Origin of the sequence: Streptomyces sp. NPDC046203 (assembly GCF_040646255.1) — a bacterium.
In the GTDB taxonomy this organism is placed as follows: Bacteria; Actinomycetota; Actinomycetes; order Streptomycetales; family Streptomycetaceae; genus Streptomyces.
The window spans coordinates 24,222-44,761 of record NZ_JBEYZX010000010.1; the positions used below are offsets into that span (position 1 = coordinate 24,222).

At 72.2% G+C, this 20,540-nt stretch carries 18 protein-coding genes; 5 read left to right on the top strand and 13 right to left on the bottom strand.

Translation table 11 applies throughout. From position 1 onward, the window contains the following. Nucleotides 1-46: 46 nt before the first annotated feature. From ABZ990_RS11150 to ABZ990_RS11190, 9 genes are all read right to left on the bottom strand, one after another. Entirely contained in the window at nt 47-1,684 is a 1,638-nt protein-coding gene (locus tag ABZ990_RS11150) for an MFS transporter (protein WP_361228767.1), read from the bottom strand. A gap of 126 nt (nt 1,685-1,810) precedes the next feature. Then, nucleotides 1,811-2,968, bottom strand: a complete 1,158-nt coding sequence (locus ABZ990_RS11155) for an aminotransferase class I/II-fold pyridoxal phosphate-dependent enzyme (RefSeq protein ID WP_361229149.1) — start codon at nt 2,966-2,968, stop codon at nt 1,811-1,813. A 227-nt stretch (nt 2,969-3,195) separates the two neighbouring features. Then, the gene (fbaA, locus tag ABZ990_RS11160; RefSeq protein WP_361228769.1) at nt 3,196-4,218 is read right to left on the bottom strand and encodes a class II fructose-bisphosphate aldolase; all 1,023 of its coding nucleotides are present in this window, start codon (nt 4,216-4,218) and stop codon (nt 3,196-3,198) included. A gap of 241 nt (nt 4,219-4,459) precedes the next feature. Then, complete coding sequence (pyrE, locus tag ABZ990_RS11165; protein ID WP_361228772.1) at nt 4,460-5,008, bottom strand: orotate phosphoribosyltransferase; 549 nt, start codon at nt 5,006-5,008, stop codon at nt 4,460-4,462. A 93-nt stretch (nt 5,009-5,101) separates the two neighbouring features. After that, nucleotides 5,102-5,896, bottom strand: coding sequence for an aldose 1-epimerase (locus ABZ990_RS11170; protein WP_361228775.1), 795 nt, complete (start codon nt 5,894-5,896; stop codon nt 5,102-5,104). A 202-nt stretch (nt 5,897-6,098) separates the two neighbouring features. Continuing rightward, nucleotides 6,099-7,148, bottom strand: coding sequence for an SRPBCC domain-containing protein (locus tag ABZ990_RS11175; protein ID WP_361228778.1), 1,050 nt, complete (start codon nt 7,146-7,148; stop codon nt 6,099-6,101). Nucleotides 7,149-7,305: 157 nt separating this feature from the next. Then, a complete protein-coding gene (locus ABZ990_RS11180) occupies nt 7,306-9,138 on the bottom strand; it encodes a spermidine synthase (RefSeq protein ID WP_361229152.1) in 1,833 nt (610 codons plus the stop codon). Between the two features lie 142 nt (nt 9,139-9,280). Beyond that, nucleotides 9,281-9,799 (bottom strand): DUF2617 family protein, encoded by a 519-nt coding sequence (locus tag ABZ990_RS11185; RefSeq protein WP_361228781.1) that lies wholly within the window; start codon nt 9,797-9,799, stop codon nt 9,281-9,283. Between the two features lie 456 nt (nt 9,800-10,255). Next, a complete protein-coding gene (locus ABZ990_RS11190; protein ID WP_361228784.1) occupies nt 10,256-10,567 on the bottom strand; it encodes a hypothetical protein in 312 nt (103 codons plus the stop codon). A 123-nt stretch (nt 10,568-10,690) separates the two neighbouring features. Between ABZ990_RS11190 and ABZ990_RS11195 the strand changes: the two genes are divergently transcribed. Then, the gene (locus tag ABZ990_RS11195; RefSeq protein ID WP_361228787.1) at nt 10,691-11,863 is read left to right on the top strand and encodes a pyridoxal phosphate-dependent aminotransferase; all 1,173 of its coding nucleotides are present in this window, start codon (nt 10,691-10,693) and stop codon (nt 11,861-11,863) included. 128 nt (nt 11,864-11,991) lie between these two features. Here the strand turns inward: ABZ990_RS11195 and ABZ990_RS11200 are convergent, their stop codons facing one another. Both ABZ990_RS11200 and ABZ990_RS11205 read right to left on the bottom strand, forming a co-directional pair. Further along, on the bottom strand, nt 11,992-12,477 hold the full coding sequence (locus ABZ990_RS11200) for a prevent-host-death family protein (protein WP_361228790.1): 486 nt from the start codon (nt 12,475-12,477) through the stop codon (nt 11,992-11,994). A gap of 339 nt (nt 12,478-12,816) precedes the next feature. Continuing rightward, nucleotides 12,817-13,116 (bottom strand): DUF6342 family protein, encoded by a 300-nt coding sequence (locus ABZ990_RS11205; protein WP_361228793.1) that lies wholly within the window; start codon nt 13,114-13,116, stop codon nt 12,817-12,819. Nucleotides 13,117-13,462: 346 nt separating this feature from the next. Here ABZ990_RS11205 and ABZ990_RS11210 point away from each other — a divergent pair, with 346 nt between their 5' ends. Next, nucleotides 13,463-15,295 (top strand): NlpC/P60 family protein, encoded by a 1,833-nt coding sequence (locus ABZ990_RS11210; protein WP_361228796.1) that lies wholly within the window; start codon nt 13,463-13,465, stop codon nt 15,293-15,295. Nucleotides 15,296-15,426: 131 nt separating this feature from the next. Continuing rightward, nucleotides 15,427-15,684, top strand: coding sequence for a type II toxin-antitoxin system prevent-host-death family antitoxin (locus ABZ990_RS11215; protein WP_361229155.1), 258 nt, complete (start codon nt 15,427-15,429; stop codon nt 15,682-15,684). Nucleotides 15,685-15,799: 115 nt separating this feature from the next. Here ABZ990_RS11215 and ABZ990_RS11220 read toward each other — a convergent pair whose 3' ends face one another. Continuing rightward, complete coding sequence (locus tag ABZ990_RS11220) at nt 15,800-16,348, bottom strand: YbjN domain-containing protein (protein ID WP_361228799.1); 549 nt, start codon at nt 16,346-16,348, stop codon at nt 15,800-15,802. A gap of 180 nt (nt 16,349-16,528) precedes the next feature. Between ABZ990_RS11220 and ABZ990_RS11225 the strand changes: the two genes are divergently transcribed. Beyond that, nucleotides 16,529-17,101, top strand: coding sequence for a hypothetical protein (locus tag ABZ990_RS11225; protein ID WP_361228802.1), 573 nt, complete (start codon nt 16,529-16,531; stop codon nt 17,099-17,101). Between the two features lie 100 nt (nt 17,102-17,201). Then, complete coding sequence (locus ABZ990_RS11230) at nt 17,202-17,747, top strand: hypothetical protein (protein WP_361228805.1); 546 nt, start codon at nt 17,202-17,204, stop codon at nt 17,745-17,747. A gap of 70 nt (nt 17,748-17,817) precedes the next feature. Here the strand turns inward: ABZ990_RS11230 and clpB are convergent, their stop codons facing one another. Further along, entirely contained in the window at nt 17,818-20,427 is a 2,610-nt protein-coding gene (gene clpB, locus ABZ990_RS11235) for an ATP-dependent chaperone ClpB (protein ID WP_361228808.1), read from the bottom strand. Nucleotides 20,428-20,540: the final 113 nt, after the last annotated feature.

Genomic DNA, 20,540 nt, shown 5'->3' on the forward strand with positions numbered 1-20,540 from the left:
CACGCCGGCGGCGCCCCGGGGCGCCCGGGCTCGCCGGGCTCCCCGCTCAGGCCGGGCCCGGGGCCGCTGCCGGCCCGCTCGTACCGCCGCCCTCACCGCTCGCCTCGTTCACCCTCCCCGGATCCAGCGGCGGGGCCCCGACCCCGCAGTGCATCTGGCACTCGGGGCGCAGCTCCGGCCGGGGCGGGGTGCGCAGGGTGATCCAGGCCAGCAGCGAGCCCGCCACCAGGACACCCGCGCAGATCACCATCGCCCGCCCGAACGCCGCGTCGAACTGGGTCGCCGAGCGGTACGCCTCCGGCCCCATGCCCGCGAGCAGCGGCAGCGCGGCCACCGCGATCAGGCCCGCCGCCCGGGCCGCCGCGTTGTTGATGCCGCTGGCCAGGCCCGCCCGGGAGACGTCCACGGAAGCCAGCACGGTCGCGGTCAGCGGCGCCACCAGGGTGACCATGCCCAGTCCGAGGACCAGCAGCGCGGGCAGGACCTCCGTCAGATACGCGGCGTGCGGGCCGACCCGCAGCATCAGCAGCATGCCCGCCGCGCACAGCAGCGGCCCGACCGTCAGCGGCAGCCGGGGCCCGGTCTTCTCGCCCAGTTCGCCGGACTTCGCCGACAGCAGCAGCATGAGGATCGTCGTCGGCAGCAGGGCCGTACCGGCGGCGAGCGCCGAGTAGCCGGACACCACCTGGAGCTGGAGCGCGGCCAGGAAGAAGAAGCCGCTGAACCCCGCGTACACGCACAGCGTCACCAGGTTGATCGAGGTGAAGGTGCGGGAGCGGAAGATCGACGGCGGCACCATCGCCCGCTCGCCGCGCCGCCGCTCCGTGAGGACGAACCAGGCACCGACCGCGAGCCCCGCCACGCCCGCCCACCACACCCGGACGATCAGCGCGTACGTCACGAGCGCGAGCCCCAGCGCGCCGAGCACCGCGCCGAGCACGTCGAACCGGCCGCGCGCGGCCCCGTCGTGGGACTCGGGGACGTGCCGCAGCGCGATCGGCACACAGATCAGCGCGAGCGGAACGTTCAGGAAGAACACCCAGCGCCAGCCGGGCCCGTCCACCAGCCAGCCGCCGACGAACGGCCCGATCGCCGCGCCCACTCCGCCGAACCCGGACCACAGGCCGACCGCCTTCGCCCGGTCGTCCTCGTGGAAACTGGCCTGGATCAGCGCGAGCGACCCCGGGGTGAGCAGCGCCCCGCCGACGCCTTGGAGGGCGCGGGCCGCGATGAGGACGCCGCTGGTCGGGGCGATGCCGCAGAGCAGCGAGGCCGCCGCGAACCACACCACCCCGATGACGAACACCCGCCGCCGTCCGTAGCGGTCGCCGAGCGAACCGCCCAGCAGGATCAGGCCCGCGAGGGTGACCATGTAGGCGTTGACGGTCCACTGGAGGGCGGCCAGGTCGGCGCCCAGCGATCTGCCGATGTGGGGCAGGGCGACATTGACGACGGTGGAGTCGAGCATCGCCATGCTCGAACCGAGGACCGTGGTGACCACGATCCACCGCCCGGTCCCGGAGGCCAGCCGGACCCCGCCCGGGAGCGGTCCGGATCCGGGTCCGGGGCCGTGCCCCGGTCCCGGCGCCGGTCCGGTGTTCCCGTGCGGGCCGGGGCCGGGGTCCGGACCCGTGCCCGGATCCGGACCCTTGCCCGCTGCTTCCGCGCCGTCACCCATGGCCATGCCTGCATGCTCCCCCGGACGGCCCGGCTCCGCAGCCGGGCGACACCCTCTCGGGGCGGGGGGCCGCCGTGCCGAGCGCAGGTCCCGTGGCGGGGTTCCCCTTGCGGGAGCCTCCCCGTGGTCGGGTCAGTCCCGCAGCCGCTTCGCCGCGCGGATCAGCGCGTCCACGCCCCGTTCGGCCTTGGCGCGGGTGCAGCCGACGTTCAGCCGGACACAGCCCGGGGTGCCGTACGTGGCGCCCGGCATGATCGCGACCTTCTCCCGGAACACCAGCTCCTCCTGGAGGGCGGCCTCCCGCTCGGGGCTGTCGATGCCCAGCGGGCGCAGGTCGATCCAGGCCAGATAGCCGGCCTGTGGCGGGGTCCAGCCCAGCTCGGGAAGACCGTCCTTCTCGTCCGCGAGCCGGTCCCGGACCAGTTCCAGGTTGCCGGCGACATAGCCGCGCAGCGCGTCCAGCCAGGGGGCGCCGTGCCGGTAGGCGGCGATGTGGGCGGTGAGGGAGAGCACCGCCGGGGAGGCGAGACCCTGCCCGGTCTCCATCCGCTGGACGAACGCGGCACGGTCGGCCGGGTCGCCGATGAAGCCGTACGAACCGGAGAGCGCGGGGAAGTTGAATGCCTTGGTACCGGAGGTGATCAGGGCCCAGCGCCGGCCCGCACCCGCTTCGGCGACCTCGGTCCACGGGAGGTGGCGGTGGCCCGTGCTCGTCAGGTCGGCGTGTATCTCGTCGCTGACCACGGCGGCGCCGTACCGCTCGGCCAGCCGCGCGAACCCGGTCAGCTCCTCCTCGGTCCACACCCGGCCGGTCGGGTTGTGCGGGGAGCAGAGCAGCAGCATCCGGCTGTCGGGCCGGGCCAGTTCGCGTTCCAGGGCCTCCGGGTCGCCGACCGGGACACCGCGCAGCTCGCGGCCGAGACCGGTGACGGCCTTGCGGAAGCCGTCGTAGGTGGGGGTGTGCACGACGACCCCGTCGCCGGGCTCGGTCCACATCTGGAGGAGCTGGGAGAGCTGGCTGAGCACGGAGGGCGCGTAGACCATGGCCTCGGGGTCGACGGCGGCGCCATGGCGGGTCGCGTACCAGTCCCGTATGGACTCCCGGAACTCCCCGAGCCGCCAGTCGGTGTAGCCGAAGACGCCGTGCCCGACCCGGTCGCACAGCGCGTCGAGGACGGCGGGCGGGGACGCGAAGTCCATGTCGGAGATGGTGAACGGCAGCAGATCGGGGACGGGGAAGCGGTCGGCGATCCCGTCCCACTGGATGGACCAGGTCCCCCGCCGGTCTATCTCCCGGTCGAAGTCGAACGCGGGCGCAGACGGAGATGCGGGCGAGGGCTCGGGCGCGGACGCGGGCTCGGGCGCGTGGGCGGATTCGGCCGCGGGGACGGTCACGGAGTCGGTCTCGAAGTCGGACACGATGCCTCTTTCCGGTGGTGGGAACGGCTCGGATACGGCGAGGGCCCGGCCCCGTCGAGACGGTGCCGGGCCCTCGTGAACGGAGGCGAATCGCCCCCTTACTTCATCTTCTGACCGGCCGAACGGAGCGCGACACACGCCTCGGCGACGCGCGTGGCCATGCCCGCCTCGGCGAGCTTGCCCCAGGTGCGCGGGTCGTAGGTGGACTTCTTGCCGACCTCGCCGTCGACCTTCAGGACACCGTCGTAGTTCTTGAGCATGTGGTCCGCCACCGGACGCGTGAACGCGTACTGGGTGTCGGTGTCGAGGTTCATCTTCACCACGCCGTTCTCGATGGCGATGGCGATCTCCTCGGCGGTGGAGCCGGAGCCGCCGTGGAAGACGAAGTCGAACGGGGCGGCGTTGCCGGACTTCGCGGCGACACCCGCCTGGAGGTCCTTGAGCAGCTCGGGACGGAGCACGACGTTGCCCGGCTTGTACACGCCGTGGACGTTGCCGAAGGAGGCGGCCAGCAGGTAGCGGCCCTTCTCGCCCAGGCCGAGGGCCTCGGCGGTGCGGAGGGCGTCCTCGACCGAGGTGTACAGCTCGTCGTTGATCTCGTGGGTGACGCCGTCCTCCTCGCCACCGGTCGGGGTGATCTCGACCTCAAGGATGATCTTGGCGGCGGCGGCGCGGGGCAGCAGCTCCTGGGCGATGGCCAGGTTGTCGGCGAGCGTCTCGGCCGAGCCGTCCCACATGTGCGACTGGAACAGCGGGTTGCCACCGGCCTTGACGCGCTCCTCGGAGAGGGCGATCAGCGGGCGGACATAGCCGTCCAGCTTGTCCTTGGGGCAGTGGTCGGTGTGCAGCGCGATGTTGACGTCGTACTTCGCGGCGACGATGTGAGCGAACTCGGCCAGGGCGACGGCGCCCGTGACCATGTCCTTCTTGTGCTGGCCGCCCAGGAACTCGGCGCCACCGGTCGAGATCTGGATGATGCCGTCGCTCTCGGCCTCCGCGAAGCCGCGCAGGGCCGCGTGCAGGGTCTGGGACGAGGTGACGTTGATGGCCGGGTAGGCGAACTTGCCTGCCTTCGCCCGGTCGAGCATCTCGTTGTAGACCTCGGGGGTTGCGATGGGCATTCGTCCGCTCCTTGTGATGTGCGGGTATGTGCGTTGCTGTCCCTGACCTGGGGGCGACGTCATCGTCGCCCATATCCTCGCAGACTCCGGTACGGGGTCCCACGGCCCCGTACGCGCCGAGGGGTGGAGCGTTTCACGTGAAACACTCCACCCCTCGAAAAAACACCAGGTCAGAACCGTGTCCCAGGAGGCCGGCAGGGCTCTGGGACCCGGTGTGCCGGCGTCTCGGCATGCGGTCCGATCAGGCGAGACCCAGCTCGCCCAGCGCGTACGCGTAGAGGTACGGCACCCCGGCCGTACCGCTGATCTTCTCGCCCGCGCCGGTCGCACGGTCCACGATCGTGGCGACGGCAACGACCTCGGCGCCGGCCGCCCGGGCCGCCTCGACGGCCGTCAGCGGCGAACCGCCAGTGGTCGAGGTGTCCTCCACGATCAGGACCCGGCGGCCCTTGATGTCCGGGCCCTCGACCTGACGCTGCATCCCGTGCGCCTTGGCGGCCTTGCGCACCACGAAGGCGTCCAGGCGCTCGCCCTGCGCGGCGGCGGCGTGCAGCATCGAGGTGGCGACCGGGTCGGCGCCCAGGGTCAGACCGCCGACCGCGTCGAACTCCAGGCCCTCGGTCAGCTCGCGCATGACCTGACCGACCAGCGGCGCCGCCGCACCATCGAGCGTGATCCGGCGAAGGTCCACGTAGTAGTCGGCCTCAAGACCCGAGGAGAGGGTCACCTTGCCGTGCACCACGGCCTTGTCCTTGATCTGCTGGAGCAGCTCAGCACGTACGTCAGTCATGCTCACGAGCTTAGGGCCTGGGTGCGGGGCCGCTGGTCACGGCGGTCGGAGTGACGGCTTGGGTGACGATCGGGGCGGCGGTCGGTGTGACGGTCAGAGCCGGCGCCAGGCCCACGTCGTCGCGACCTCCAGGGGGTCGATCGGGGTGACGAGGCGCGGGTGGGTGTTGAGGCCGTTCGGCGGGCCCGACTGCGGCTCGACGCAGACGGAGTCGGCGGGCTCGTCGTAGACCACCACCCACTCGGCACGGCTGGTGATCCGCAGCTCCAGCAGCTCCGGCCAGGTGAGGGTGACGTCGACACCGTCCGGCATGCCGAAGCAGTCGTCCCAGGGACCGGGGAGCGGGTCGATCCGGCGGCCGGTCGGGAGGTGGTCCGTACCGCGCTCCTCCTGCCAGGCGGGAGCGAAGTCGATCCGCACGTCCTGACCGCCGTCCAGCGAACGGCGGAACCAGGGGTGCCAGCCGGCCTGCGCCGGGAACGACTCGCCGTCGGCCTCGACACCGAGCTGAAGAGTGAGCGAGTCCTCGGTCAGCTCCACGGTCTGGGTGACCCGTCCGGCGTACGGCCAGGGGTCCCCGAGCACGGTGGTGAAGGCGGCCGTCGTGTCGGTGACGTGGGCCGTCTTCCACTGCTGGTCGCGCACGGTGCCATGGATGGCGTGCGGCGCCGCGTGTCCGGAGACGGGCAGCTGGTGGACGGCGGCGCCGTCGCGGAACCGTCCGTTCCCGGTCCGGCCCGCCCAGGGCACCATCACGAAGGAGCCGAAGTGCTCGCCGCTCACGAGGAGTTCGGTGCCCCCGAGGCGCAGGCTCTCGATGCGGCAGCCGTGGTCCGGGTCGATGGTCAGCTCGGCGTCGCCGGCCGTCAGTCGCGTCAGATTGCTCACGCCCCGACCCTAGGGCATGTCTTTTGACCCGGGCCCGATCCGTGAACGGGCTCCTGCCCTGGGCTCGCTTCACTCACCTCGTACCGGCGCTTCGACTCGGCCACACGCAGAGCTACGGGGAAGTCCGCACCGAGGCCCGCGAGACCGCCGCGTCACGGCGTCCCGGACCACAGGCCCGGACGCCCGGCCCGATTCCGGTGGCTCAGCGGCGACGGCGCAGGGCGCGATGGACGACGACGGCGGAGGCGACGGCGAGCGCGGCGGCGGGCGCGATCCAGCGCAGGGTCGCGCCGGCGTGGGAGTTCTCGGCGGCGGGCACGGGGGCGTACCGGCCGCGCGGCGGGGCGTGGTCGACCTCCTCGGCACTGCGGCCGATCATCGTGCGGCGGGCGTGGGCGGCCTCGGCGGGCTGCCGGGTGCCCCGGCCGGATGCGGCCTCGTCCCGCTTGCCGTTCTTCGGGGCGCCCTCCCTGGAGGATCCATTCTTCGACGGGCCGCCGGGCTCGGCGGACGGGGTACCGTCCACCGCCTTGCCCTTGTCCCTGTCCCTGTCCCCGTCCCTGTCCTGCCCGGTGCCCTTGCCGGAGTCCCCGTCGAACTCCGCGTCGGCGCGCGGGTCCAGGGACGGCGGTGGGACCGGGGTGTCGAAGACCGAGGGACGCCCGCCGGGCTCCTCCGCACCGTCGTCCACCCCGTCGTCGTCGGTGGCGTCGGTAGCTGCCTTGTCGTCGGCTTCGGTGCCGGCGTCGGCGTGCCCGGGGTCCCCGGGCACGGTCTCGTGCGCGTCCTCGGCTGCCGTGTCCTCGGCGGCCAGTTCGGCCTCGACGTCCGCGACGGCGGCCAGCGCCTCCGCGAACCGGTCGAGCAGCCGGGCGCCGGCCGTGTTCCGGGCCTCCGCGCCCGCGTCGGCGAGCCGCCCGGTCGCCGTGACCGAGCCGGTGAAGCCGAGCAGGGTGCCCCCGGAGGCCGGGCCGAGCGTCAGGGTGATCTCGCAGGTCACCGTGCCCTTGCCGCGCACCTCGGTGCCCTCGCCCTCGACGGCGAAGCCGCCGGGCCGCCCGGTGACGCGCCACGTGCCCCGGTAGGTGATGGTGTTGCCGCCGACACGGACCTTCAGCCGGCCCGTGAGCGGGCCGGACGCCGCGTCGGCGTCCGGCTGGAACCCGGGGACGCAGCGCGCGAGCCGCGCCGGGTCGGCGAGGGTGGCGCGCAGGACCTCGGCGGGGACCGGGACGTACACCTCATGCTCCATGGGAGTCGAGCCTACTCAGCGCGGCCCCGCCCGTCGCCTGTTGCCCCGCCGCCCACGCCGGACGGCCACCCGGCGGGCCGGGTCGCCCACCCTCATCGCCCGCCCTCATCGCCCGCCCTCATCGGCAGCGTTCTCGGTGGCACGCTCTCCAGCGCTCTCAGTAGCGGGGGTGGACCAGAGTGGAGGGCGGCAGCCGGGGCGGGGCGTCGGCGCGGGTGCGTTCGGCGCGGGCCGCGGCCTCGGCGAGGACGCCCGGGGTGAGCGAGCGGGGCCGGGGAATGTCCGTGGCGAGTCCGAGGGCGGGCGCCCGGCCGCCGGGCGCCGCCAGCAGAAAGCCCCAGTCCTCCCCCTTCCCCGCCCCTCGTCCCAGGCCGCTTCCCGGGCGCGCCCCCGGATCGGTCTTCATCCCGTACGGCCGGGTGGCGAACCCGGCCGCGCGCAGACTCGCGTCGACGGTCCAGTACGTGGCGGGCCGGGCGGCGGCCGGGCCGGCGTGGACGACCAGCCGCCCGCCGTCCGCGAGGACTCCGGCGGCGAGCCCGTAGAACTCCTCCGAGTAGAGCGTGGTGCCGGCGGTGGTCGAGGGGTCCGGCAGATCGCAGATCACCACGTCGAACCGTTCCCGCACCGCGCCCCGGCCCTCGCCTCCCCCACCACTCGCACCGTCTCCGGCGCCCCCACCACCTCTGCCGTCGCCGCCTCGGGCGCGCAGCCAGCGGAAGGCGTCCTCGTATGCGACGGTGACCCGGCGGTCCTGGAACGCCCGCCCGTTGAGCGCCGCCAGGTCCGGGTCGGTGCGGGCGAGCCGTACGACACCGGGGTCGCGCTCGACGACGGTGAGGGAGCGGACGTCCGGGTGGCGCAGCACCTCGCGGGCAGCGAGCCCGTCGCCGCCGCCGAGGATCAGGACGCGCGTGTGGCGGCCGTTCATCGCCGGGTGCACCAGGGCTTCGTGGTAGCGGTACTCGTCCCGGCCGCCCACCCAGAGCCGGCCGTCCAGGAACAGATCGGGCGGGCTGCCCCGCCGGCCGGTGACCACCACTTCCTGGAGTCCGGTGTGTTCGGCGACCAGGACCCGGTCGCCGTAGACGGCACGGCGCGCGGCCTGTTCGAAGGGGGCGGCGAGGATGGTCGCGGTGCCGAGGAGGGCGAGCACCGAGACGTTCGCGCCGATGAGCAGCTTGCGGGAGCGGCGCGTCAGGTCGTACCGGAACAGCCACAGGACGAGCCCGCCGCCCGCGAACGCGTTGACCGCGCCGGTGACCAGCGCGCCGGTGAGCTGACCGAACCAGGGCAGCAGCAGGAACGGGAAGGCGAGTCCGCCGACCAGCGCGCCCACGTAGTCGGCGGCGAACAGATCGGCGACCGTCCCGGCCGCGTCGTACGGATCCCTCGGCGACCGCGCCGCCCTGCGCGCGCGCCACCGCCGTCCCCACGCCGAGCGGCCCAAGCGACCCGGGCGGCCCGAGCGGCCCGAGGACCGTCCCGGACGGCCCGGTCTCCCCGGGGACACCCCGAGGTCCGCTTCCTCGCCCCGCCCCGGGCCCCGGCCCGGACCGAGTCCCGCGCCGCGCGAGCGGGACGTTTCCGCGCGCTGGATGAGCGACATCAGGAGCGGGATCTCCGCCCCGATGAGCACGCCGATGGCCAGCGCGAACGCGACCAGTACGTACTGCGACGCGCCGAACCAGGCGAAGGCCGCGTACAGCGCCATCGCCGAACCGCCGCCGACCAGCGCGAGACCGGCCTCGATGAGCCCGAAGCCGACCGCCGCGCGGCAGCGCAGCCGCTTGGCGAGCAGCGAACCGATGCCCATCGCGAAGACCATGACGGACAGCACGACGGACGCCTGGGTGACGGAGTCGCCGATCAGATACGAGGCGAGCGCGACCAGTTCGAGCTCGTAGACCAGTCCGCAGGCGGAGCAGACGAACACCACCGCGAGCACCGGATACCGCACGGCCCCCGGCCGGACAGGGGGACGCACCACCTGACGAGGTGGCCGGGGCAGGGTGGGCAGGGTCGGCAGCGTCACGGGCGGGTCGATCATGCTCGTAACGCTACGTCACACCCAATGCGCGAACAGTCACCCACACGAGTGCATCTGAGGCGTACGCCCCCACGCCCCGGGGTCAGAGCATCGCGGGCATGCGCGCCCCGATCCGGGTTCTGGTCACCACCAACTGCCCTTCCTGCGGGTACGCGTGCCAGGTCCGCCAGCGCACCTGCCCCTCGTGACGCTGCGCGAGCATCGCCGTGAAGGCGTGCGGCGAACCGGGAAACGTTCCGGCGAGGCCGTTCGGATGGTCGGCGACGAGTGCGAGCAGTTCCTGCGCGCGGCCGGCGAACGAGCCCTGGTTCAGGGTCTCGACACGGGCCGCGAACTCGTACTCCCACTCGCCCACCCGCTTGGACACGCCGAGCGGCAGCGGGGTGCTGCTGCCGGGCATGCAGGCGACGGTCTCCGAGCAACTGCGGTCCGCCTCCTCCAGGAGCACCTGGTGAGAGGCGCCGAGCAGCCGTAACTGCAGCTTCGCTCCGGCGAGTTCGAGATCGAGCACGGCCAGCGCGGGCAGGGGTTCGCGCCCCAGCGCCCAGGCCAGGTCGGCCGCACGCGTATCGGTGTAGGAGGTTTTCAGGGTCGTGAGCATGAGTCGGCTCCGCAAACACACTTGGCGGGTGGGCCGGGGCGTCCTGGTGAAGGATTTCGGCCAGGAGTGGGGATCGCCGGCTCGGTTCCACACGGTCCGAGGGCTGGATGTTCTCCACAGCGAGGGAATCACGAACCGCGGGTGGCTCACAGGGTTTTTGCCCAACTTGACGGGGTTTCCATCCCCCCGGGGGCTCCACGGTTCACGTGTTCAAAAGGATTCGAGCGCCGGTTCCCACCACGGTCGGCGGATCGCCCAACAGGTCGGATACGGACGCCTGTTGTACGTACCAAGCGGTGTCGCGCGACGCGCATCCGCGCCGCGCGAACCCCCCGGCGCCCCTCGCGTCACACCGGTCGGCGTCACACCGGTCGGCGCCGGCCCGCGTCCTTCGCGGTCCGGCGCCGTCGGCCCTTCTCCCCACCCAACAGGCCCCGTCGGGCCCGTCGGGCTCCGTCAGCTGCCGCCCCCACCGCCGCAGCCGCCCCCGCCGCCACCACAGGACGACGAGGACGAGCCACAGGACGAGGAGGAGGAACCGCAGGACGACGAGGACGAGCCACAGGACGAAGAGGAGGAACCGCACGAGGAGGACGAACCGCAGCCGCCGCCGATGTACGTACCTCCACCACTGGAGGCCCCGCCCCCGCCCGCCCAGCCGCCCCGCCGCTTGCGCCGCCGCTGCTTGCCCGACCGCCCGCTCGCCACCGCCAGGCAGAAGCCGACGACCACGAGAAGCCCCAGCCCGATGATCGGAAAGATCTCCATGTCATCCCCCGTACGTTTGTCCGAGCCCGCCGTGTCGCCGCGGGCCGTGCGAGGGGGATGCCCGCCCCCGAACCGCCCAAAGCACACTTGAGCAACTCCAGAGCTTCGCCCCAGGATGGCGTCATGACCAGGACACTGCTCAACCGCCGCCTCGCGGAGTTCGGCACCACGATCTTCGCCGAGATGTCCGCGCTCGCCACCCGCACCGGGGCGATCAACCTGGGCCAGGGCTTCCCCGACACCGACGGCCCCGAGGAGATCCGCGAGGCCGCCGTCCGCGCCCTGCGCGAGGGCCGGGGCAACCAGTACCCGCCCGGCCCCGGCGTCCCCGAACTGCGCACCGCGATCGCCGAGCACCAGCAGCGCCGTTACGGCCTCGCCTACGACCCCGACAGCGAGGTCCTGGTCACCGCCGGCGCCACCGAGGCCATCGCCGCCACCCTGCTCGCCCTGCTCGAACCCGGCGACGAGGTCATCGCCCTGGAGCCGTACTACGACTCGTACGCCGCCGGCATCGCCATGGCCGGCGGCACCCGCGTCCCGGTCACCCTCCGCCCGCGCGACGGCGCCTTCGCCCTCGACCTCGACGAACTGCGCGCGGCGATCACCCGCCGCACCCGGCTCATCCTCCTCAACACCCCCCACAACCCCACCGGCACCGTCCTCGACCGCGCCGAACTCACCGCGATCGCCGAACTCGCCCAGGAACACGACCTGCTGGTCGTCACCGACGAGGTCTACGAGCACCTGGTCTTCGACGACGCCGTCCACATCCCGCTCGCGACCCTGCCCGGCATGCGGGAGCGCACCGTCACCATCGGCTCGGCCGGCAAGACGTACTCCTTCACCGGCTGGAAGGTCGGCTGGGTCACCGCGAGCCCGGAGCTGACGAGCGCGGTGCGCTCGGCCAAGCAGTTCCTCACGTACGTGGCCTCCGGGCCGTTCCAGTACGCCATCGCCGAGGCGCTGCGGCTGCCCGACTCGTACACCGACACCCTGCGCGCGGACCTCCAGGCCAAGCGGGACCTGCTCGTCGACGGCCTGACGGCGGCGGGCTTCGGCGTCCACCGCCCGGCCGGCACCTACTTCGTCACCACCGACATCCGCCCCCTCGGCGAGAAGGACGGCTTCGCCTTCTGCCGCGCCCTCCCCGAACGCGCCGGCGTCGTCGCCATCCCCAACGCCGTCTTCTACGACAACCGCGACGAGGGCGCGCCCTTCGTCCGCTTCGCCTTCTGCAAGAAGGAGGCGGTCCTGCGGGAGGCGGTGGAACGGCTGGGGCGGCTGGCGCCCTGACGGAGCGCGGGGAAGAAATCCCGCCGGATGGCAGGGGCGGGGCCTGCTCACGGACCCCGCCCCGGACATGCCCGAGGCTTACTCGGTGTCGAGGGGCGGAACGCTGACCCGATCCCCCTTCTTCGGACTCACTCACGCACCTCGACCGGGCCGAGGACGTCACCGTCGAGGGGACGCACGGACTCCCTGAGCTGCTCGGGATCGGCATTGATCCGAGCCGTGGCACACCAGGAGACAATCGCGCGATGCACGGCCTCTCCCGCGCCCAGTTCAGCGGCGTCCGACAGCGCTTCAAGGAGCTCGACGGTGAAGGCCCGGACCTCTTCCGCGTCCAGGTGCCGCACCCAGGGGAACACTTCGGGGAGCGCGAGAAGGAGCGACTTGGCGCCGTCGTCCTGCTTCATCAGGGCGAGAAAGAGCCGCGAGGCGGTGGTCAGGTTCTCTTCGGCGTACTCCGCCCGTACGGCCGTGGTCAGCACCATGTCCGGCGCGTCCCGATGGGTGACGCGGAGACGCCCCAGGGCGGCCGCTCTGGCCGCGACACCCCTGGGGTTGCGGGAGAGGTCGGTGAAGGAGACGGACTCTGTCTCTGATCTCAGACGCGTGGCAGCCATAACTCAGCATCGGTTCTTCATCGGCTCCCGCCTACGTTCGACCCGCTCGACACGCCCCACGGGGCCGGTCCGGGCACGACAGGAGGCGGGAGATCCGATGAGGACGAAGCGGGTACTGATGGCCGTGGTGGCGGCGTCGGTGATGGCCAGCGCTGTGAAATGCCTGCGGGACACCGGCGCCCCGGAATTCCCACCTCCGCGATGGCCGCCCGGCGCGCGCGTACGAGCCTTTCGGCCAGTACGCGCGAAGCCCCGCCGCCCGCGATGCGGGGCGACGGGGCAAGGGGGCGGCAGGGCCGCCGAATTACGCGGTGACGAGGGTCATGTGCGGCCCGGATCCTAGTACTTCAGGTCCTTCTGGTCCGTGATCACGCGACCGGCGATGTAGAGGTCGCCGTTGGAGTCCAGGATCCCGATGATCTTCTTCGTGCTGCCGTGGTGGGTCGTGAAGTAGATCTTGTCGGCCTCCTGGGAGGAGGAGAAGTTCGTGTTCACCGACAGTTCGATGCTCACCGGCGAGCCGATGAGCATGTCCTTCTTGTCCGTGCCCGGGTAGACCCGGCTGTCCACGAGCTTGATCCGGGCGTTGGGGTCCCCTTCGGACCAGTCCGACGCGCGTCCGAGATCGATATCCGCCATGAGGCTTCCTCTCGACTTGCGGGCAGGACATCGCCTGCCATCAGCGATGGAACTCCCTCGTTCGATTGGCATGTGCACCACTCGAACAGATCGAGAACCTACACAGCCCGTTCACGATATGGGCACCTCTATCCGAAACTGTCCGGTCTTGGTCAAAAATGCCGTTCATTTGATCGAATTTAGATGACTAGCGACCGAAAATGCCTGCATCCCCGCATCTGCCGGACATCGTGACCGGAGCCAGGCCGGGCTCCCGGCCCTGGCCGCGCCCCCTCCGCCTGAGTAGGGTCCCCCCACGCCGTACGAAACGATCATCACATTCCCGGAACCTGGGGGGTATCCGCGCATGTCGACACCGAAGTTCCAGCCGAGCCGCAGAGCGGCCCTGTTCGCCCTCGCCGGTACGGCGGCGGGCGGAGCACTGCCGCTGACCGCCGCACCGGCCGCACAGGCCGCGCAGGCGGCGGAAAGCGCCCCGGCGAGCCCGGCCGTCCCGGCCGCCCTCGCCAACCCGACCGCCGCCACCACCACCACCGCCACCGGAACCGCCACCGGGACAGCCGGACCGCAAGGCCCCTGGACGCGGCTGCCGATGCTGGCGGACCCGACCGACCCCTGGCACATCGCCCCGCACCCGGCGGGCGCCCTGACCCCCCGTACGGTCCCCAGCGGGGTCGAGGTCTCGGACGACCGGGGCGTGCTCGCCACGCTCACCACCGATGCGCGAACGGTGACGCTGCGCGGGCCGAGGCGCTGGTTCACGGAGCAGCCCAAGACCGTCGACGACCCGTTCTCCCGGACCCTCACCAGTGGCTGGGGCCAGTCGCCGAACGGCGGCACCTGGACGCACCACAACGGCACCGCCACCGACTACTTCGTGGAGCAGGGCCGGGCGGCCATCACCCTTTCCCCGAACCAGAGCCGGTTCTCCCTGCTGGCCGACCGCGCCATCGGCGACGTGTACGCCGCCGCGCGGTTCTCCTTCGACCGGCTGCCGGTCGGCGCGACCGCCTCGCTCGCCCTGGTCTTCGCCGCCGAGGACGTGAACAACCACTACCGGGCCCGCCTGATCGTGACGCCCGCGGGCGAGGTGCGGCTCGTCCTGGAGAAGGAGCTGGAGAACTCCGTGAAGGAGCTGAGCGCGGCGGTCACCGTCGGCACCGGCTTCGCGGCGTTCGACCACTGGTGGGTCCGGGTCGAAAAGGCCGGCGATCTGCTGCGGGCCCGTGCCTGGAAGCACGGCGCCGGGGTCGAGGAACCCACCACCTGGCACCACAGCATGAGCGACCAGGGGGAGCCCCCCTCCTACCGGGTCTTCCGGACCGGCCGCGTCGGCGTCCGCGGCCTCGCCTCCGTCGGCGCCACCGTGGCCCCGCAGGCCCGTATCTACGACTTCAGGGTCGACTCGGCCGTCTGGACCGACGCGCCGCTGATCACCCACGACACCTGGGTACGGGTCCTGCCCGAGCCCTTCGACGGCGCGTGGACCCCCGCGATCGAGCAGCGGATCCGCGCCTGGGCGGGCGACACCTCGCCGGACGCCCTCGCGTACTCCTGCATGTACCGCCCCTCCTTCCCCGACGTCACCGACCCCGCCCGCCCGGGCACCCGGGTCCTCGGCGAGGCCGGCTACAGCCCGGCCGATCCGGTGACCGGGCTGCGTACCGTCGGGGCCGACTTCCACGAGTACATGGGGCGCGACTGGACCTTCGAGGCGAGCGGCGAGACCCGTTCCGCCAGGCCGGAGTTCGCCGGCCAGCTGGACTGCTCGGGCTTCGTCCGGATGGTCTACGGCCACCACATGGGGCTGCCGATGGTCCGCTACCAGCAGTTCGACGGCCGCAACCTGCCGCGCGAGTCCCGGCACATCGCCGCCTCCGGACCCGGGGTGAAGATCGCCGAGGGCGCGGCCGGGCAGGTGCCGCCGCTGAACGGGCTGCGGATCGGCGACACGGTCTTCTTCGACACCGACGAGGACTCCGACCAGGGCGGCCACATCGGCATCTACCTGGGCCCGGACCAGCACGGCCAGATGCGTTTCGTCTCCAGCCGCAAGTCCCCGAACGGGCCGACCATCGGCGACATCGGCGGCAAGTCCATCCTCAACGGCACACCGAAGTCCCCGACGGTCAACGGCGACCTGTACACCAACACGCTGCGGGTGATCCGGCGCTTCTGAGCCGCCGCCCTCGAAGCGGGCCGGGACTTACGGCGCACGCGCACGGGACCGGCGGGGGCACCCGGGCGGCGAGGCCCTTGCCGCCCCGGCGCCTCCTTACGTGCGACTTCTTGTACGTGAGGAGGGCGATGATGAAGACCATGACCCCTCCAGAGTCACGCGCGCGGTCCGCCGAGGTGCTGAACTCCGTCACCGACGACCTCGAAGAGACCGGCATCACCCGGGCCGGGCACGAGCCGGTCGTCATCGTCTCCCCCGCGGACTACGAATCCGTGAAGGAAACGGCGTACCTGCTGCGAAGCCCGGCGAACGCCCGCCGACTGCTCGCCTCCATCGACGAGCTGGAAGGCGGTGGCGGCACCGTACGCGAACCGGCCACGGACGGCTGACGAGGCCTGACGAGCCCCACGCCCGAACACACGAGAGCCCGGCCGGGCCCGCGATCACAGCAGTGATCGCGGCGCTCCGGCCGGGCTCTCGTACGCGCGCGTGGCGGCGGGGCGACTACTCGGAGTCGGTCTCGCCCTCGGCGCCGTCTTCCTTGTCCTCCGGCGCGGCCAGACCGAACTGCTCGACGATCCACTTGTCGAACTCGATCGACGCGCGGACCCAGCTGACGGTCGACGAGACGAAGTGCTCCAGCGCCACGCCGGTGCCGATCAGCATCTGCGCCTCGCCGATGAGGCGGAGGGTGGCGGAGCCGTCCTCTTCCTCGTGGAGGTGGGTGTAGACCTTGGGCCACAGGGTGCGGCGGTTCCAGTCGTCGATCGCGTCGAGGATCTTGGCGCGGTCGTCCGCGGCGTGCGGCCGGTCGTAGAACGTCCGGACCGAGAAGACCTGCTGCTCGGCCTCGCCGCGGAACATGAAGTACGTGCGGAAGTCCTCCCACGGCGCCGCGAGGTCACCCTCGTCGTCGACGACGTACTTCAGCTCCATCTGCTCGAGGAGCTGCTTGACCAGGTCCTGGTCGGGAACGACGGGGCCCGCCGGTCCTCCGGCCTGCGGCTGGGGCTGGGCCCCGAAATTAGGAATCGAGGACGGGTCGATGCTCACCGGGTTCTTCCCTTCGTACGGATTGCCGCCATCCTCTCCCATGGCAGGCGGTCGCTGGCAAGTCCCCACCGCGCCGGGTCGGCGAGATCCGCTGCGGGCGGACAGGGACAGGGGCCCGGCCCGCGCCCGGATCGGGCTACTCGCCCCGTACGACCACCCCCGGCTGGCATGATCCCGTCCATGGGGGAGAAGCAGCACGACCATCCGACCCATCCACCCCATCCGACCCGTCCGGCGCGTCCGACCCGCCCCACCCGACGGCGCTGGTGGCCCCGGTGGAGCCAGTGGAGCCGGCGGACACGGATCTGGACCGTCGTCTCGGTCGTGGGGGCGGTCGTGGTCGGCGGGCCCGTGGCCCTCATGGTGTGGGCCATGCTGGCCCTGGACGAGGCCGGCGAAGCCCGTCCGCTCGACTGCGCCCTGGTGATGGACTGGGCGGGCGCGACGCTCCCGAAGAGCGCCGAGGGCGCCCGCTGCACCGAGGCGACCTGGCTGGACGTCCACGACCAGGCCGACTTCCGGATGCCCGCGGCCGAGGTCGCGGGCTGGGTGGCCGGAACCTGGCCGGGCATCCGGAGCGAGACCGCCCCGCACTGCTCGAAGGGCGAGGACTTCTGCCTCCACCTGCTGTCGGACGAGCACGAGATCGCCTGGTACGACGGTCCGGGGCAGAACGCGGCCGGCGTGAACGTCTCCGTGCGGTACGAGGACGGGGGCACCGCCCTCGTCACCGTCACGGCCTACACCATCTGAGCCCGGCCCGGGCCTGCCCCGGCCCCGGCCCGCACCCGATCGGCAGACCTGCCCCGTACGACCGCCCCGCACGACCGCACCAGCTGGCATGATCCCGTCCATGGGGGAGAAGCAGCGCATCCGTTCGAACCACGGGGGCGATCCGACGCGTCCGCCCCACCCCACCCGGCGGCGCTGGTGGCCCCGGTGGAGCCGACGGACATGGACCCGGATCGCGGTCTCGGCCCTGGGGACGGTCGTGCTCGGCGGGCCGGTGGCCCTCGTGGGGTGGACCATGCTGTTCTGGGACGGCCCCGGCGAACCCGAACCGACCGACTGCGCCCAGGTGATGGACTGGGCGGGAGCCACGCTGCCGAAGAGCGCCCGAAGCGCCCGCTGCACCGAGGCGACCTGGCTGGACGTCCACGACCAGGCCGACTTCCGGATGCCCGCGGCCGAGGTCGCGGGCTGGGTGGCCGGAACCTGGCCGGCCGTCGAGGTCGAGCCCCAGGGCTGCGACATGGACGCGGACTTCTGCGTCGACCTGGATGCGGAGAACTCTCCGATCGCCTGGTACGACGGGGAGGGGCCGGCCGCCGTGAACGTCTCCGTACGGTACGAGGACGGGGGCACCGCCCTCGTCCTCGTCACGGCCTACACCATCTGAGCCCGGGCCGGGCCCGCACCGGACCCGGCCCCGGCCCGCACCACGTAAGCCCGCCCCTCCCCCTACTCCGCTACTCCGCCCGCCCCACGATCAGCCCGTCCTCGAACCGGTCGACCCGCACCGTGTCGCCGTCGCGGACCTCGCCCGCCAGGATCTCCTTGGCCAGGCGGTCGCCGATCGCGGTCTGGATCAGCCGGCGCAGCGGACGGGCGCCGTACGCCGGGTCGTTGCCCTCCTCGGCCAGCCAGGCCAGCGCCTCGGGCGTGACGTCCAGGGTGAGCCTGCGGTCCGCGAGACGGCGGGCCAGCCGGTCGATCTGGAGGCGGGCGATCCGGCCCAGCTCGTCCTGCTCCAGGGCCGAGAAGACCACGGTCTCGTCGAGCCGGTTCAGGAACTCGGGCTTGAAGCTGGCCCGGACGATCTCCATGACCTGCCGGTGCTTCTCCTCCGGCTTGGTCAGCGGGTCCACGAGGAACTGGCTGCCCAGGTTGGAGGTGAGGATCAGGATCGTGTTGCGGAAGTCGACCGTGCGGCCCTGGCCGTCGGTCAGCCGGCCGTCGTCGAGGACCTGGAGCAGGATGTCGAAGACCTCGGGGTGGGCCTTCTCCACCTCGTCCAGGAGGACGACGCTGTACGGACGCCGGCGCACGGCCTCGGTCAGCTGGCCGCCCTCCTCGTAGCCGACGTAGCCGGGAGGCGCGCCGACGAGACGGGCGACGGAGTGCTTCTCGCCGTACTCCGACATGTCGATGCGGATCATGGCCCGCTCGTCGTCGAAGAGGAAGTCGGCGAGCGCCTTGGCGAGTTCGGTCTTGCCGACGCCGGTCGGGCCGAGGAAGAGGAAGGAGCCGGTGGGGCGGTCGGGGTCGGCGATCCCGGCGCGGGTGCGGCGCACCGCGTCCGAGACGGCCCGCACGGCCTCGCTCTGGCCGATGAGCCGCTTGCCCAGCTCGTCCTCCATGCGCAGCAGCTTCTGCGTCTCGCCCTCCAGCAGCCGGCCGGCGGGGATACCGGTCCAGGCGCCGACGACATCGGCGATGTCGTCCGGGCCGACCTGGTCCTTGACCATGCTGTCCTTGGCGCCCTCGGCACCCTTGGCGGCCTCCTGGCGCGCCTCGGCCTCGGTGGCCTCCTCCAACTCCCGCTCCAGGGCCGGGATCTCCCCGTACAGCAGCTTGGAAGCGGTGTCGAAGTCGCCGTCGCGCTGGGCGCGTTCGGCGCGGCCGCGCAGCTCGTCGACCTGTTCCTTCAGCTCGCCGACGCGGTTGAGGGACTGCTTCTCCTTCTCCCAGCGGGCGGTGAGACCGCGCAACTCCTCCTCGCGGTCGGCGAGGTCGCGGCGCAGCTTCTCCAGGCGCTGGCGGCTGGCCTCGTCCGTCTCCTTGGACAGGGCCAGTTCCTCCATCCTGAACCGGTCGACGGCGCGCTGGAGTTCGTCGATCTCCACCGGAGAGGAGTCGATCTCCATCCGCAGCCGGGACGCGGCCTCGTCGACGAGGTCGATGGCCTTGTCGGGCAGGAAGCGGGAGGTGATGTAGCGGTCGGACAGGGTCGCGGCGGCCACCAGCGCGGAGTCGTTGATCCGGACCTTGTGGTGCGCCTCGTAACGGCCCTTGAGACCGCGCAGGATGGCGATGGTGTCCTCGACGGTCGGCTCGGCAACCAGGACCTGCTGGAAGCGGCGCTCCAGCGCGGGGTCCTTCTCGATCCGCTCGCGGTACTCGTCGAGGGTGGTGGCGCCGACCATGCGCAGTTCGCCGCGGGCCAGCATCGGCTTGAGCATGTTGCCCGCGTCCATGGCGGAGTCGCCGCCCGCGCCCGCGCCGACGACCGTGTGGAGCTCGTCGATGAAGGTGATGATCTGCCCGTCGCTCTCCTTGATCTCGGAGAGGACGGTCTTCAGGCGCTCCTCGAACTCGCCTCGGTACTTCGCGCCGGCGACCATCGCGCCGAGGTCGAGCGAGACCAGGCGCTTGTCGCGCAGCGACTCGGGCACGTCACCCTTGACGATCCGCTGGGCAAGCCCCTCGACGACGGCGGTCTTGCCGACGCCGGGCTCGCCGATGAGGACCGGGTTGTTCTTCGTACGGCGGGACAGGACCTGGACGACCCGGCGGATCTCGTGGTCGCGGCCGATCACCGGGTCGAGCTTGCCCTCGCGGGCGGCGGCGGTGAAGTCGGTGCCGAACTTCTCCAGGGCCTTGTACGAGCCCTCCGGGTCGGGCGTGGTGACCCTGCGGCTGCCGCGCGCCGCCTCGAAGGCGTCCTGGAGCCGGTGGGCCGTGGCGCCCTGCTGGTCGAGGACCCGGCCGGCCTGGCCGCCCTTGGCGGCGATGCCGACGAGCAGGTGCTCGGTCGACACGAAGTCGTCACCGAGCTTCCTGGCGCGCTCGGCGGCGTCGGCGACGACGGCGAGCAGTTCACGGTTCGGCTGCGGGGGCGCGACCGTGGATCCGGTGACGCTCGGGAGGGCGGCGAGCAGCCGCTCCGCGCCCGAGCGCACGAGGGCCTGGTCGGCCTCGACGGCGGCGAGCAGGTCAGTGATGTTCTCGTTGTCCTGACCCGCCAGCAGCGCCATAAGAAGATGCGCGGGGGTCAGATCGGCGTGCCCCTGGGACACGGCGCGGCTGCTCGCCGCGTTCAGCGCGTCCCGGCTCCTGTTGGTCAGTTCGGCGTCCACGTGCGGGGTCTCCTCCGGTATCCGTCGGCTCTACGACTCCTATGACCCCTCCAACATACACAAAGTTGAGTCCATTCCGCTCAAGGTATTTTCCGGCCACCGGGACGACCCGG